The organism is Caproiciproducens puteiluti, from assembly GCF_052442865.1.
GTDB lineage: Bacteria > Bacillota > Clostridia > Oscillospirales > Acutalibacteraceae > Caproiciproducens.
Genome location: NZ_CP194790.1, coordinates 1802271 through 1816006, shown reverse-complemented (window position 1 = coordinate 1816006; position 13736 = coordinate 1802271). Strand labels below are relative to the sequence as shown.

The following is a 13736-nucleotide window of genomic DNA, read 5'->3' as shown; positions in this document are numbered from 1 at the left end:
GGCCAAGTCCCGCCCCGCCTGCGGCATGAGCCTTGTCGCTCTCTCCATCCTCTGGCAATGGAGGTCATGGCGGGCCTGTCACTCGGCACACGTACCCTTCGTATCCGGGTATCTTTTTATTCAGCTTTCAAAGTACAAACGAGGAAAAAGTATCCTCTACTTATTAGGACGGAAAAAGGCGTTTTGTGGCCTCCCCCTTCCGGCAATTTTGCAAAAAAATATCCCGCAGCTTTTTTGAACTGCGGGACACCTTTTTATTTCGGCAAGCTATTCAATCTCCGGAGAAAGATTTCGGAATAAATCGCAATCGTAAAAGTCTATGATACACAAATCCAATCCGTCGCACAGCTTCTTGACCGTGACCGCGCTCACATCCCGGCGCTCCGGCTGCAACATGCTGTATACGGTCGAGGGCGTGACGCCAGCCAGCCGCGCAAGTTGCGTATAGGATATGCCGCGCTCCGCGCATAATTGCCGGAAGCGTTCCGCAATCGCGTCTTTGATCTTCATTCCCTCACCGTCTTTTCCGTAATCTCAAAACAAGCATAACAATTTACACGCAGCAACGTATACGCACTTGCGTGTAATCTGCTTTTCTGTTAAACTGATTCTGAAAAGGAAACGGCCCCGTCCAATGGCGGGGCCGCCCGGAAATGCCGGTTATTCGGTGAGATATTTTTGCAGTTGAACGAGCGCGCGCACGACGGAACGGCCTACCGTTCTGAAATCAACTTTTTCCAGCTTGGCAATCTGCCGGTATGTCAGGTTATCGACAAAATGCAAAAGCAGCCTCCGGCGCTGTACTTCGGGAAGTTTGCCGATAGCCGCGTAAAGCTGCCGGTAGCTTTCCATTTTCATTACGAGATCGGCGGCGTCCGCCTGTGGATGGTTCATAGCCGCGTCGCTCAAACCGCCTATGAAATCCACGTAATCAAGATGTCGCCTGTCTTGCCGCCTTTGGGAACGGATTTGCCGGTCGGACTGCTCCAACAGTTCTTTGACCGGGGTTGAAACCTCAACACAAATCCGGTTTCCATTGGCGGTTTTATATGTGATCGCGATAAGGGACTTGTCCATTTATGTTTACCTCCATTCAATTCGGTCGTGGGTTAACGGCTGATGAACGGAGGTCGGCGGGGAACGGCAGCGGGGGCAAACATGTCGCGCAGGCCCGGCACGGACTTCGGGCCAACTTGGCCCGAAGTGGGGAGGTTTGTCCCGCGACACCGCGAAAAGGAATAAAAAAGCACCTGTACGGGGAGGCCCCCGCAAGGTGTTGGATTGAAAATGAGCGCAGTATTCGCCCGCGATTATTTTTGAAACTTTTTTGAAGTTGTAAAAGATTAGGCTGTCAGCTAAACCAAACCGTTACGGTGGGGTAACGGTTCCTCCCATACGAGAAACAGCGAATTCGGGTACATAAAGACCTCCTGTCCCAAAGCCGCCGCTATATCGATGGTAAAAACGAGCGCAGTTATCACGCCCTCTGCAAACTGTTTTTTCAAAAAGAAGCAGCGGCCTTGAATTTCATTTCAAAACCGCTGCTTGGTTTCTAAATATGCAATTTTTGCATACCCAATGATCTGCCAAAACTGCGGTTTTTTTTGTTGCCGCAGACGGCAGATTATATACCTTAATTTATGTAATACCCCTAATTATCAATTGATTCTATTATTTTTTGGGCAGCTTGGACTGGTGAAATATCACTTACGTCAATATGTATTGTGTTCATCTTGCTATATAGCGGAAGTCTATCTAAACTTCCTTGCAATGCATCGGATGTTCTTTCTCCCCTTTCAATAGCGTTTTTCAACCTTTGCGTAAGTGCCTCTTTTGAAATGGATAATGTGATTTTTTGTACCTTAACATCCTCCAAATTCAAATTTTTTAACAGCTTATCTATTATGGGTTCTTGGTGCATGACCCAACAGAATATTACATTTTCATATTCTGAACAGGAAAGAAAACTATTTAGCAAAAAACAAATATTGTTTTCTACCATATGTTTTGTTTCATCTGTAACTTGGAAGGGATTCATGTACCAACACCAATCTCCATCCAAAAACACACCTGGTTGCAGTAAATTGAGAAGTTCTTTACAAGTTGATGTTTTTCCGACACCCATAGTACCATTGATAAAAATTAGATTCTTCATTTTTTCTCCTGCTTCGTAGCTGAAATCATAATATTATTTTCAATTCCCCATACTTGTTTAACAGATTGAAAACCTGCTTCTCTCAATAATAATATTTCGTGTTTAATTGTAAACGGTATGTCATAGTGATAAAGGCCCTCTGTGAGATTATACTGCGATTGGAGTTTTTCCCTTTCTCCCAAATAATGTTCTTCCAAATCACTGTCGTTAGAACCAATCATGTAATCACATTCAACAAAAATGCCGTTGGGTTTGAGACATTGAAAAATATTGCTGTATAGTTTCAATTTTACGGGATGAATAAGATGGTGGAATGACATGATTGATATCGCGACGTCATATTTTTGCACTCCCAAATCAGCAGTAAGGTAGTTATCATTGATTAGATTAATAGAATGTCCTGAATACTTTTGGGCCAATTTTTCCAACATTTTATTTGCCAGATCAACGCATGTCACTTCAACGGTGGATAACTTTTTGAAAATAGATTCTAATTCCAAACCAGTTCCACATCCCAAATCCAACAATGCTTTCGCATTTGAAGGAATATATCGGGCAATTTCTTGATAGCATTTGTCTCCGCCATCAATATTTTTGATTTGCTGAACATCGTATATACTTGCACGGGTGTTGAAGAAATCGTCCATCTTTTCTGGACTTTCATTCATGGTTTACATCCTCCATTACTAAAGAAAATCGACGGAAAGCATTTTTCATAAGGCTAATTACTTCTTCGTGTGGTAAATTTATGTCGTCTGAGACAATTTGGGTTGCGATTCCATGTGAATAAAGCCATACATCTCTAAATAGACTTCGTGCGTTTTCCAAACTAAGACCAGTTATTTTCTTGGCATTCGTAATGGAGCGTTGGTTCCAATCAGCATCAAGTATTTCTTCAATGCTTTTCCCTGCACAGGTTTTATTCATAAAAAGAATGTTGAATATATTTTTTTCTTGCCTCGCAAACTCAATATAAGCGATTCCTTGAGATAGCAGGCGATTATCGTCGCTCATTCGCGCTTCCATAAATGTGTTATAATATATATTGAGTTGAATGATAACATCTTGTTTCAGAGCATCCATATTTTCGTAAATTCGAAATAAAGGCTTAGTCGAGCAGTTTAATGCTGAAGCTATGCTTCGGGCATTCACACTCTCCATACCCTCTTTTCGTACTATAGAAATAGCGGCGTTTAATATAGCCTCTTTATTGGTCGTTGGCTTTGGGGGCATTTCAAAATCTCCTTTTTGTGTGGAATCGTTTTAGATGATAGGTAACATAAGTTGCACAACATCTGTTACCATTATATCAAATATGTATATAATGTCAAGGTGTTGACTCATAAATCTTAATAACATGGTTCAAGCACCTTTATTGAAAAGTAGCATTCTTTGGCTGCTTCACAAAACGGCAAGCAGGGCAACTGTGGCCACAGTTGCATATTTTATGGATTTTCCCTTGCGGTCAAACCATAAAACTGCTTGTTGGGGCAAGCCGCCCCAAACCCTGCGACTTCGGGCCAAGTTGGCCCGAAGTCGGCGCTCCGCGTCTGTTGTTGCGTCACTGTCGCTATCGCTCCTGTTCCTTATTTTTCTGCGCGTCCGTCAGTCCAAACAGACGGTCGATATTCTCCTTCGCTGTGACAACCTCCTGCATGTCCTTTCGTACCGCGCGGTACTCCCTGTATGCGGCCCGTTTTTCCTCCGCCAGCTTTTGAGATTCAGCTTTGAGCGCGTCCATCTTCGGGAGCTTCGCCCCGGACAGGACGCGCCGAAATGTTTCCTGCGCCGCCCGGTAAAGCGCAATCTCGGCCTCATGCTCCGCAAGATATTTTTTGCTGTATTTCGCAGACTTGTAGCCGCTTAACACGGGCCGGGTTTTCGCGTAGTCCATCACCGCGCCCTTTAGCTCCGCGTTGGTGCTCATAGCGCCTTCGATAGACTTGATTTGTTCGGAAAGAACGTGAAAGCGGTCTGCGGCCTCCGTCGCCCGTTTTTCTAACTGCCCGTATTCCAGCAAGCCGTTTTCCTGCAAATATTGGAGCGTCGCGGCCATCTGTTTCAGATTGAAGATTTTGGCCCATCGCTCATAGGCGGGGCCTTTTCCGTTTTTCATTCGGGACTGAATATCTATGATCAGGCTTACCTTGCGGGTGCTTTCGGTACGCCCACCAGATGGAGCGGGCCGGCCCTCGATCACCGCCTGTATATCCTCCGGCCCGTACCCTTTTCCGAGCGTCGAGGAACGCAGGCGCGTAAACCGCTCCTGCCCCTCGGCCCGGAAACTGATTGTGCCGCCGCGCCCGCGCTTTACCTCGTAGCCGGCTTTCGCCATAGCCTGCAAAAAGGCGTCCATATTTGGCGGCTTTTCGGCAAGGCAGGCGTCGATCTGCGCTTTCAGCCGTTCCTGAAATGTCGGCGGGAGGGTATCGCCCCGCCATTCGCCGTAGTGCTTGAATTTCCCCTTGCTGTGCAGCTTCGGATGGGCAATGTAGGACAAGCCGTTTTCAAGACAAATCCGGTCGGAGAGCCGACGCACGGCCCGGGCGGAACCGATGAAATCCCGAAATTTCCGGGTGCAGTCAAGGCTTGTGGAGTTGTAGTAAATGTGGTTGTGAATATGGTGCCGGTCGATATGTGTGGTAACGAAAAAGGCGTGATTGCCCTTCGTCCAGCGCATGGCCGTTTCATAGCCTATCCGGTTGGCTTCCTCCGGCGTGATCTCGCCGGGAAGGAATGCCTGCCGAATCTGATAACAGAGAATGTCCGCATCCTTTTTTTGTTCCCGGCCCGTAATTGCCTTGTACTGCGCCTTGCTCAACAGAAATTCCGCGTCGGCGGTTTTCGGGTCGCACCTGTAGGCGGAAATCAGTTCGCCGTCCCGCGTTTTCTTTGGGTTCTGCCCGTAATCAAAGCTGTCAGTAAGGGATTGCGCGATGGTTTCCCCCTTGCTGATATGACGCGCGATCAGGCGCGTGGTTGCCATACGCCCCCTCCTTTCCCGTAAAAAAACAACTTCGGGCCAACTTGGCCCGAAGTTGTCCCGAAATATTTCAGCCCATAATATAGTCCCGGAGCAGATAGTTCAGACCGTTTAACCTGTCGATCAGCCATTCCGCTATGGCGGGGATGCCGAGAGGGGAAATGAGGAACGAGAGCGCCAGAATCACGCAGCCGTCGAACTTTCCCACAGTGAACAACATGATCACGCCGATCAGCGCCCCAATTCCCGAAACGATCTCCAGAAACGTCACAGCATAGCAGAATAAAAAGGTCAGCACGGGTACGGTAACGGTCAGCGCCAGCATGAACGGCACGGCGATCAACTTGAACAGGATTTTCATGAATACAGCCCCTTTCAATGGTTTCTATACCTATATTTTACCATCCATGAAGGGGGGCAACAATGTTGTCGAGGCCACACCGATCTTGTCACATCATTAGGTGTTTTTTCTTGCAAAAAGCAAGTGTTTTTAACTGTGTATAAAAATTGTTTGGTGCCAATAATATTGTTATGGGGGTGCACCAATGAAAAATGAAGCTATGTTTTTTAAAGACGTAATCAATTTTAGCGAGTTAGAGAAACTAACAAACATGCAAAAAGGTATGGTATATCCATATACGATCATTGCCCGTATCAGTTTAGACAAAACAAAATATGATGAATTCTGTAAGAACTTTATGAAAGGATATAACTTTCTATATCCATATATTGACACTTTAAAAGTATCTGGAAACATTTGGCACTGCTTGTTAATTGAACACGAGCCAGATGTAGCAATTCTTACTATGACAAATGGCTATCAGTATCCTAGGTTCGTTGCTATCCGGAGTGGAAATATATAGGAAATGGCTGATTGAATATTTGCGCCTTTTATGCTATAATAATCTGATTATTAAAATAGTGGAGGTGTATCTTGATGCCATTGAATTATATTGACCTCTTCGCTGGTTGTGGCGGTTTATCTTTAGGTCTATATAATGCAGGTTGGCATGGGCTGTTTGCCATTGAGAAAAATCAAGATGCGTTCTCGACGTTGAAAGCTAATCTGATTGATAAAAAGGGACACTATGCATGGCCTGAGTGGTTATCTCAGACCAATATTGATATTTACGTCCTTCTTAAAAAGTATAAAAATGAACTTGAAAAACTTCAGGGCAACGTACCTTTGGTGGTTGGTGGTCCACCATGTCAAGGATTTTCAATGGCTGGTAAACGAAAATCTGATGATGTGCGTAATAAATTATTTAAGGCATATTTAAAGTTTATTCGGCTGGTAAAGCCTGACACATTGATATTTGAAAATGTTCATGGCTTCACTGTTGCCTTTACTGATGATAGTGGAAACAAAGATAAAGCTTATTCGGAAAAAATTATAACTGCGTTAAAACGTGAAAAATACCAAGTATGCAGCAAACTGATAGATGTATCTGAGTATGGCGTTCCGCAGAAGCGTAAACGCTTTATTTTGATTGCAAGTCGTAAGATTGATACCTTAAAGTTCTTCGAGATCTTAGAAGCAAGACGAAACAGCTTTCTTGAAAGTAAAGGATTGCCACAAACAGTATGTGTTAGTGATGCAATCGGAGATTTGTTAAAATCAAACGGCACAGTCCCTTGTCCAGATTATAAAGGTTTCAGATCAGGTGTCTATGGACAAATTACATCTTCTTACCAACGACTTATGAGAGACGGTACAAATGGAAATGTTCCAAACAGCCATCGCTTTGTAAAACATAAAAAAGAAACAGAAGATTTATTCAATAAATTAATCGCAGATTCTGATGAGTCCAAAAGATATACTCCTAAAACATTTCAAGGGTTGAAAAAGCGCGGCGTTACTGTCTTGAAAGCTAATAGCGTTTGCACTACGGTTACTTCTATACCAGATGATTTTGTTCATTATTGTGAGCCACGTATACCCACAGTCAGAGAATTAGCACGAGTTCAGAGCTTTCCCGATTGGTACATATTTAAGGGTAAGTATACTACTGGCGGTGATCGAAGAGGAACCGATGTTCCTAGATATACACAGGTGGCGAATGCTGTTCCCCCTATTTTTGCGGAACAAGTAGGGATTGTGCTGAAGGAGATGATAGAAGATGGAGGAACTACTGCACTTTAAGGTTAGTTCAGGTTTGAAGAACATCATTGGGCGAGAACTAATCAATGATAAATATATCGCTATTTTTGAATTGGTCAAGAACTCATATGATGCCGGTGCACATCAGGTTACAATTAGATTTGATGCTTTAGATGCTCCAGATTCTTCGATCACTATTCTCGACGATGGAAATGGCATGAGCAAAGAAGATATTATTAGCAAATGGCTATTCGTCGCATATTCCGAAAAACGGAATCCTTCGTACCGCGATAAAATTAAGCGTTCAGTCGCCGGTGCAAAAGGCGTTGGTCGTTTCTCATGTGATAGGTTAGGCGAAGACGTCACGTTAATTTCGAAAGTTTTAACAGAAAATATTGGGCATAAAATATATATTAACTGGAGCGATTTTGAACGAAATTCGTTGGATGATTTTGCTGATATAGACGTCAGATACAGTGTAGATACTAGTAAAATTAAAACTAAAGGCACATGTATAACTATTTCAAGGTTAAGGGAGAACTGGACACGATCTGATCTTCTTGCTTTGAAAAAGGCACTAACGCAATTGGTGAATCCTTCCGCAACAAACGATTATGATCCTTTTGAAATTTTACTGCGGGTTCCAAAAGAAGATGAGCGCGATGCAAACGAAAAGGAAGATCGGAATAAAGTAAATGGAAAAATTGATAATAACATTTTTGATATTATCAATAAGAAAACAACCAAAATTGCTATAAACATATCAGCAGATGGCAAAAAAGTTACTACTGAGCTAAATGATAGAGGAACATACTTATTTAAAACCATTGAAAAAAATGAGTTTTCTTTGTGCAATATCTCATGTACACTATTCTTTTTGAATCAAGCAGCAAAAACTAATTTTACCCGTATAATGGGTGTTGAAGCTAAAAACTATGGTTCGATTTTTGTCTATAAGAATGGATTTAGAGTATATCCATATGGCGAACCAGGACGAGATTTTTTCGATATAGATCAGAGAAAACAGCAGGGCTATAAACGCTTTTTTGGAACGCGCGAATTGATTGGACAAATCGAAATCACTGGAGAAAATAATAATTTAGTAGAAACATCCAGCAGAAATAACGGCTTTATTAGTTCTTATAGTTTAACTGAACTGAAAACCTTTTTTTTGGAATATGCCCTCAAGCCATTAGAAAAATATGTAGTTCAAATTGCCCAGTGGGGAGTTTCAGACAATTTTTTAGATGCGGCTAGAAATAATGAAGCATTTAATGATATTCCAAACATTATTAAAAAAATCAAAACACGTTCAAAAGAAGAATCATACATATCAATTGATGTTAATCATAATTTACCTCAGATAATCTCCGACTATCAATCTGATGCATCCAAAGCAGCCAGAGAATTAAGAAAATTGGCTATTAACTCTAACGATGACGATATAATTAAAAAGGCCGAAGAAGTTGCGCGACATACACAAAACCTTGAAAGGCGTGCGAGGGAAGCTTCTTACGAAACTGAAATTACGCAGGAGAGATTTGAAAAATCAGAAGCGGAATTATCTACTACGAAAAAGCAAGTCGGCCTACTGACCGCTCGTGCTAATCTTACTGCGCAAGACGCAATCGATGCAATGCATATTATGAAAGGATATGCTGACACCATTGATTCGGTAATATCGGAAATGTATGAAGTTGCTAAAGACGAAAAAGTAGATATTAGCTCATTGCTTCCATATCTAAGCAGCATTAGCCAGATTTGTGAAAAAATAATGAACAGTTATAACCTTGTTATGCGAACGAACTACTCAGCTGGATCGGATAATTCACATGATGACATTGTTAAGTTTATAGATGATTATCTTAATACATCTTCACCACCGCTTCATGTGATGGTAGATGATAATACTCGTGATATTGTTGGAAACGTAAAATTCAATCCATTGGAATTTAGCATAGTTTTGGATAATATAATCAGTAATTCGCTGAAAGCAAATGCAAGTAAAATTATACTTTCTTTTGATGAATATGCGGAAGGTATTGTTATCCATTGTCAAGATGATGGATATGGTTTAAAGAATTCAACTAACTCATCAAGGATATTTGAGGCTGGTTACACTACTACAGAAGGAACAGGTATTGGGCTGAATACTGTTGAGAAATATATTGAAAAGATAGGAGGAAAAGTAGAATATAATCCAGATTATAAAAATGGATTTGAAATACTACTTTACCTAAAATCATGGACTTAAACTATAAGATTTTATGGTTTGAAGACACAGATGAATCTTTTGACACCTTAAGCAGGAGGACGGAACGATATGTAAACAGTAAGAATTTAAGATGTCAAATTAGAAGGGTTTGGGGATCTTCAGATTTCGATTTGGCAGCATATGATTTAAATACTTATGAAATTTTAGTAGTTGATTTAAGGTTATCAGAACATAGTTGTGGTTACGATATTATTCGTGCGATAAGAGAAGGAAATTATGTAAATGACGTTTTGTTTTATTCTGCTGAAGGTGTACAAGTATTAAGTGCGATAATGAAAGAATATGGTCTGGAAGGAGTTTTTATTACTGACCGTAACCACAAAATATTTGTGCCAAAAATCAAACAGCTAATTGATAAGTCTATTCGACGTTCCGAGAATGTTATTAACATTCGTGGTATTGTCATGGATGAGACAAGTGAATTTGACACTCAAATGTGTGAAATCGTAAATGCCGTCCAACCTCATATGACAAAAGAGGAAGTTCTGTCTTTAAAAGAGTATATTGCAAATCATCTATTAAAGAATAAATCAGATGACACTATAGCATTTGCGACAAAATATCAAAATGACGGTGATTGGTCCATTTCAGATGTTATTTCAGAAAATGATTTTACCTCAATGATGAAAGCTAAACTCATTAATCATATCTTAAATATAAAAAGTAACAGCTTTATATCCACTGCTGTTAATAGTTGTCATGATGATTTTCCTGAAATATTTGACAACGAGAAGATAAAATTCGTCTCCAAGTATGATGATGATATTTTGAAGTTTCGCAACAAACTAGCTCATGTGAAACAGTTAAATGCTGAGTCTCCAGTATATATAGGAAAAGTGAATGGTATTGATTACCGTTGTAATGAAGAGTTTTGTTCACTGTTACGTTCTTCTTTGATAAAGTATGGAGATTGGTTCAAAGCTATATTTTTTAATGTTTCGCAAGCGTGATTTGGCAATAGTGTGAGTTTATACAATAACACAATATTTTGTCTCTTATAATATTGTATAAAATACTTTTAGACTTCGGGCCAAGTTGGCCCGAAGTCGCTGACATAAAGAAAAAGCGGGGAGCGGAGGCAGATTTGCCGCCGCTCCCCGCCGTCGTTATAACTCTACCACCGCCGCAAGCTGTTTGAGCACATCGGATACCCGGTTCCACAATTCTGCGTAATCTTTTTGCAACACCGCAATTTCGGACAGGTACACGCCGTAGGTATTCGCGTGAATGGCAACCTGATTCAGATTGTTCGCGCATCTGCGTTGCAGGGAAACAAGCTCCCGAACGGGCGCGAGATCGACATTCAGGACGTATCCGTTCAGAGCCATTTTTCGGATATAGGCCCCCGTGTTGGCTATCCCGGCTTCGGCCATGCGCTGATGGATGGTGTCGAACTCGTCCTGCGTCACCATAACGTGCAGATGAATATTACGCTTGCGCTCATGGATATTCACCGTTCCAGTTCCCGGCTCCGCCTGCGCCGGGGCGGTTTCTTCACCCTGTCCAGCGGTTTTTCCTCCGGCACGGGAATGGACGGGGGAAACGGCAATGCCGTGTTGTTCGGGATGCCGTCAATCATGTCATAATTCTGTTCGGTGGAAAGCTCCGCGTTTTTCAGGTAATTGTCTTTGTCGTCCATAGAAAAATCCTCCTTCGCATCACTTCGGGCCAAGTTGGCCCGAAGTCTGATTATCTGTCTTTTTCCGTATTTTTCGCGGGCGTTGGGCGGGCGGCGTTGTCCTTAACCGCCTGATCTGCGCCCTCTTTCAGCCGTTCGGCAATCGGGATTTTCCGCGTGGAGCGGGTCTTGCTCTCCATCACTTTTTCATAGCGCTTGGAAAGATCCGCGTCGGAAATAAGCTCGTTTTTTACAAATACACCGAAGTCGGGATACCACCATGTCAACCGCTTGACGTCGGGAATGTGCTTCGCCTGTTCCCATTTGCCGACAACCTGTGCCTGCTGCTCCAACTGCTCCGTGGTAAGCCGGAACCGGTCGGGGTTGCCCGGAGCGGCCCGAAGCTCGTAATCGGCCATCTGCTTTTCTGTCAGGGGCGCACGGTACAGAAGATAGCCCCACGCCTGAAACTTGCCGTTTTCCACGCTTTCACGCTGATCAAAATTAACGATCTCGGCGGGGCCGTTCTCTGTTTTGGGAAACGTGCCGATGTCCACGGGCCGCTGTGTGGAGTAATATTTGTAGACATCCGGCGCGGAGCGCGCTGATTTTTCGGAAACGCCGTAGTCCTTTTGGTATTCGGCAGCGCGGGTTTCAAAATCCTTTGCCGCCGAATCGGCGCTTTGGGTATAATGGCCCCAATAAAACTCGCGCCTGCCGCCCTCGTTTTCGGTAAACTGCCATGTGACAAAGGGCTGCGGCGCGTTAGGATTTTCGGCAAGGGCAAAGCCCCGGTCGTTTTCAAAGACGATTGACTGCCTGATCGCATAGCCGTGTACTTTTTCGTCTGATGGGTTATCGCTCATATTTTTCCTCCATTCCGAAAATGTTACGATTTGAGGGGCGCGGCAATGAAATGATACCGCGCCCCCTTTAAACGGCTCCGGGGAAGCCGCAGAAATACAGGCTTTTTTCGGGGCAAATCGTAACGCTATTTCCCCGGATCACGCCGCATTTTCCGCATCCTTTCCTTACTCCTGCGGCGGTTGCCCTCCTTCTGACAGACCGGCGAACAGTACATCTGTTTTCCCTCCGGGATAAAAGGCTTGCCGCAGGCGGCGCAAATATGGAGCGCGGGAGCCTCGCGGCCCGTCAACGTAGCCTCCAATTTCGGTTCCAGCGGGAGCACCGCATCTTGAAAATACCGGCAATACGCACCCGTCCAGCATTTGCCGAGCATGTAACAGGAGCATTCCAGCGGCAGACAGCCGTACTCCGGGTCGTAGTTGGCGCACATGCCCGTCGCCAGCCTGCGGATTCCCACACGTTCATCGCGGGTCAGTTCGCGGGATACAGTCTCCATAGGCTTCACTTCGAGCCACCTTGGCCCGAAGTCGCCTCCTTCCGCGCAAGAAGTAATCTCCGGTAACAGATGCCGACGCAGGGCGCGCCTGTCCAATACTCACACTTTCGGCAGGGGGAGCCAATCGGCGGTTTACGGACAGTCCCCCGGCAGGGCCGGGGGACTTGCTTCATCATCCGTTCAAACGGGCTGTCGGTGAAGTTCATGCTTCACCGCCCCCATCGCTTTCGCCGTCACTGTCCTCGTTTTCGCTCTCAGGCAGCTCGTCGGATTCCAAATTCTCCGCATCATCGGAGCCGTTTTCGTCGGTATAATCAAAATCGTCCTCGCTCTCGGCCCGCTGATGCTTCGGGCGGTAAATCTTGAAATAGTACCCGGCCCCGCCGCCGATCACCACGACCGCCAGTACAAGCAGGAGCGTTCCCATATTGTTGCTCTGCGGCGCGGAGGAAGATTTCGCAGGGGTTTCCGTCCCGGCCTGCGACGCGGTGCCGGAGGCCGTCGTTTGCGCAGAACCGGAGGGTGTGCCTGCGGCAGTCGTGTTTCCGCTTGCGGTCGTGCCGGAAGAACCGCCGGATTTTTCAGCCAGCGCCAGCAGGTCTTTTTCCGTTACGGCGTTGAGAAAATACACGTTGTCGCCGTCGCGTTCCCGGTCAATGACAAGGTAAAACACGTTTTTATCCGGGGTTGTGATTGTGTAAAACTCCTTGCCGTCTTTGTCGGTGGCAGTGTTGACAACTGTGCCAGTTCCGGCGGGCGTAAAGACGGTGGACGCGCTGGAAGTACCGGACGTTAAAGACGAATCCGTCAATGCGACGGAAGAATCGGAAGCCGCCGACGAGCTTGATAATGACGTCGATCCTGCCGGTTCATTCGTTACCGACGCCGCATAGGCCACGGTGGTAAACGAGCACATCAGCGCGAGGGCGGCGCAGAGCGCCACCAGCTTGTGAAATTTCTTCATTCTTTGTTTTCCCCCTTTTCGGTATTGCTAGACTTCGGGCCAACTTGGCCCGAAGTGAAAAGCGTCCCGTTCTGCTCACGGAGCGCCTTTAAGACAGCCGGGAGGTCGTTCAGCGAAATGTCCGTACCGCGCACGGCATCCACAATTTCGATGTTTTCAAGCTCGGTTTTCTGTTTTTCCAAATCCCGAAGCCGAGCCTGAAACTCGTTGATTTTTTCCTTGGTTTTGTCGATGTCCTTGTTGACACGCTCGATTTTTACGTTCATAAAAATCCTCC

At 44.6% G+C, this 13736-nt stretch carries 17 protein-coding genes; 4 read left to right on the top strand and 13 right to left on the bottom strand.

Translation table 11 applies throughout. From position 1 onward, the window contains the following. Positions 1-267: 267 nt before the first annotated feature. The 7 genes from ACRQU7_RS08765 to ACRQU7_RS08735 form a co-directional block, all read right to left on the bottom strand. The gene (locus ACRQU7_RS08765) at positions 268-510 is read right to left on the bottom strand and encodes a helix-turn-helix domain-containing protein (RefSeq protein WP_415534138.1); all 243 of its coding nucleotides are present in this window, start codon (positions 508-510) and stop codon (positions 268-270) included. A gap of 150 nt (positions 511-660) precedes the next feature. Continuing rightward, a complete protein-coding gene (locus tag ACRQU7_RS08760) occupies positions 661-1077 on the bottom strand; it encodes an RNA polymerase sigma factor (RefSeq protein ID WP_444645276.1) in 417 nt (138 codons plus the stop codon). A gap of 574 nt (positions 1078-1651) precedes the next feature. Continuing rightward, positions 1652-2155 carry an AAA family ATPase gene (locus tag ACRQU7_RS08755; protein WP_444645274.1) on the bottom strand — a complete coding sequence of 168 codons (504 nt, stop codon included), beginning with the start codon at positions 2153-2155 and terminating at the stop codon, positions 1652-1654. Beyond that, complete coding sequence (locus ACRQU7_RS08750; protein WP_444645272.1) at positions 2152-2823, bottom strand: class I SAM-dependent methyltransferase; 672 nt, start codon at positions 2821-2823, stop codon at positions 2152-2154. Before ACRQU7_RS08750 ends, ACRQU7_RS08755 begins: the two co-directional genes overlap by 4 nt. Beyond that, positions 2816-3388 carry a TetR/AcrR family transcriptional regulator gene (locus tag ACRQU7_RS08745; RefSeq protein ID WP_444645270.1) on the bottom strand — a complete coding sequence of 191 codons (573 nt, stop codon included), beginning with the start codon at positions 3386-3388 and terminating at the stop codon, positions 2816-2818. Before ACRQU7_RS08745 ends, ACRQU7_RS08750 begins: the two co-directional genes overlap by 8 nt. A 337-nt stretch (positions 3389-3725) precedes the next feature. Beyond that, positions 3726-5141, bottom strand: a complete 1416-nt coding sequence (locus tag ACRQU7_RS08740) for a relaxase/mobilization nuclease domain-containing protein (protein ID WP_444645268.1) — start codon at positions 5139-5141, stop codon at positions 3726-3728. A 67-nt stretch (positions 5142-5208) separates the two neighbouring features. Then, the gene (locus tag ACRQU7_RS08735; protein WP_412368054.1) at positions 5209-5499 is read right to left on the bottom strand and encodes a CD1845 family protein; all 291 of its coding nucleotides are present in this window, start codon (positions 5497-5499) and stop codon (positions 5209-5211) included. A 184-nt stretch (positions 5500-5683) separates the two neighbouring features. Between ACRQU7_RS08735 and ACRQU7_RS08730 the strand changes: the two genes are divergently transcribed. The 4 genes from ACRQU7_RS08730 to ACRQU7_RS08715 all read left to right on the top strand — a co-directional run bounded on the left by ACRQU7_RS08730 (position 5684) and on the right by ACRQU7_RS08715 (position 10464). After that, positions 5684-6001, top strand: coding sequence for a hypothetical protein (locus tag ACRQU7_RS08730; RefSeq protein WP_444645265.1), 318 nt, complete (start codon positions 5684-5686; stop codon positions 5999-6001). Positions 6002-6075: 74 nt separating this feature from the next. After that, a complete protein-coding gene (locus tag ACRQU7_RS08725; RefSeq protein ID WP_444645263.1) occupies positions 6076-7281 on the top strand; it encodes a DNA cytosine methyltransferase in 1206 nt (401 codons plus the stop codon). Beyond that, entirely contained in the window at positions 7259-9493 is a 2235-nt protein-coding gene (locus ACRQU7_RS08720) for a sensor histidine kinase (RefSeq protein ID WP_444645261.1), read from the top strand. The genes ACRQU7_RS08725 and ACRQU7_RS08720 overlap by 23 nt, the downstream gene beginning before the upstream one ends. Positions 9494-9624: 131 nt before the next feature. After that, positions 9625-10464 (top strand): hypothetical protein, encoded by an 840-nt coding sequence (locus tag ACRQU7_RS08715; protein ID WP_444645259.1) that lies wholly within the window; start codon positions 9625-9627, stop codon positions 10462-10464. A 156-nt stretch (positions 10465-10620) separates the two neighbouring features. Here the strand turns inward: ACRQU7_RS08715 and ACRQU7_RS08710 are convergent, their stop codons facing one another. The 6 genes from ACRQU7_RS08710 to ACRQU7_RS08685 all read right to left on the bottom strand — a co-directional run bounded on the left by ACRQU7_RS08710 (position 10621) and on the right by ACRQU7_RS08685 (position 13725). Next, the gene (locus ACRQU7_RS08710; RefSeq protein ID WP_444645557.1) at positions 10621-10962 is read right to left on the bottom strand and encodes a plasmid mobilization protein; all 342 of its coding nucleotides are present in this window, start codon (positions 10960-10962) and stop codon (positions 10621-10623) included. Between the two features lie 2 nt (positions 10963-10964). Continuing rightward, positions 10965-11153 carry a DUF4316 domain-containing protein gene (locus tag ACRQU7_RS08705; protein WP_444645257.1) on the bottom strand — a complete coding sequence of 63 codons (189 nt, stop codon included), beginning with the start codon at positions 11151-11153 and terminating at the stop codon, positions 10965-10967. A 50-nt stretch (positions 11154-11203) separates the two neighbouring features. Beyond that, entirely contained in the window at positions 11204-11998 is a 795-nt protein-coding gene (locus ACRQU7_RS08700; RefSeq protein ID WP_444645255.1) for a defense against restriction DarA-related protein, read from the bottom strand. Between the two features lie 125 nt (positions 11999-12123). Then, the gene (locus tag ACRQU7_RS08695; RefSeq protein WP_444645253.1) at positions 12124-12495 is read right to left on the bottom strand and encodes a cysteine-rich VLP protein; all 372 of its coding nucleotides are present in this window, start codon (positions 12493-12495) and stop codon (positions 12124-12126) included. A gap of 202 nt (positions 12496-12697) precedes the next feature. Continuing rightward, entirely contained in the window at positions 12698-13459 is a 762-nt protein-coding gene (locus ACRQU7_RS08690) for a DUF4366 domain-containing protein (protein ID WP_444645251.1), read from the bottom strand. Continuing rightward, entirely contained in the window at positions 13456-13725 is a 270-nt protein-coding gene (locus ACRQU7_RS08685) for a DUF4315 family protein (RefSeq protein ID WP_444645249.1), read from the bottom strand. Before ACRQU7_RS08685 ends, ACRQU7_RS08690 begins: the two co-directional genes overlap by 4 nt. Positions 13726-13736 lie beyond the last annotated feature (11 nt).

Coding starts and splice junctions, on each gene's coding strand:
- ACRQU7_RS08730 (WP_444645265.1), top strand. CDS start 5,684: ATGAAAAATGAAGCTATGTTTTTTAAAGACGTAATCAATTTTAGCGAG.
- ACRQU7_RS08685 (WP_444645249.1), bottom strand. CDS start 13,725: ATGAACGTAAAAATCGAGCGTGTCAACAAGGACATCGACAAAACCAAG.
- ACRQU7_RS08720 (WP_444645261.1), top strand. CDS start 7,259: ATGGAGGAACTACTGCACTTTAAGGTTAGTTCAGGTTTGAAGAACATC.
- ACRQU7_RS08745 (WP_444645270.1), bottom strand. CDS start 3,388: ATGCCCCCAAAGCCAACGACCAATAAAGAGGCTATATTAAACGCCGCT.
- ACRQU7_RS08690 (WP_444645251.1), bottom strand. CDS start 13,459: ATGAAGAAATTTCACAAGCTGGTGGCGCTCTGCGCCGCCCTCGCGCTG.
- ACRQU7_RS08765 (WP_415534138.1), bottom strand. CDS start 510: ATGAAGATCAAAGACGCGATTGCGGAACGCTTCCGGCAATTATGCGCG.
- ACRQU7_RS08725 (WP_444645263.1), top strand. CDS start 6,076: ATGCCATTGAATTATATTGACCTCTTCGCTGGTTGTGGCGGTTTATCT.
- ACRQU7_RS08735 (WP_412368054.1), bottom strand. CDS start 5,499: ATGAAAATCCTGTTCAAGTTGATCGCCGTGCCGTTCATGCTGGCGCTG.
- ACRQU7_RS08760 (WP_444645276.1), bottom strand. CDS start 1,077: ATGGACAAGTCCCTTATCGCGATCACATATAAAACCGCCAATGGAAAC.
- ACRQU7_RS08695 (WP_444645253.1), bottom strand. CDS start 12,495: ATGGAGACTGTATCCCGCGAACTGACCCGCGATGAACGTGTGGGAATC.
- ACRQU7_RS08705 (WP_444645257.1), bottom strand. CDS start 11,153: ATGGACGACAAAGACAATTACCTGAAAAACGCGGAGCTTTCCACCGAA.
- ACRQU7_RS08740 (WP_444645268.1), bottom strand. CDS start 5,141: ATGGCAACCACGCGCCTGATCGCGCGTCATATCAGCAAGGGGGAAACC.
- ACRQU7_RS08700 (WP_444645255.1), bottom strand. CDS start 11,998: ATGAGCGATAACCCATCAGACGAAAAAGTACACGGCTATGCGATCAGG.
- ACRQU7_RS08755 (WP_444645274.1), bottom strand. CDS start 2,155: ATGAAGAATCTAATTTTTATCAATGGTACTATGGGTGTCGGAAAAACA.
- ACRQU7_RS08750 (WP_444645272.1), bottom strand. CDS start 2,823: ATGAATGAAAGTCCAGAAAAGATGGACGATTTCTTCAACACCCGTGCA.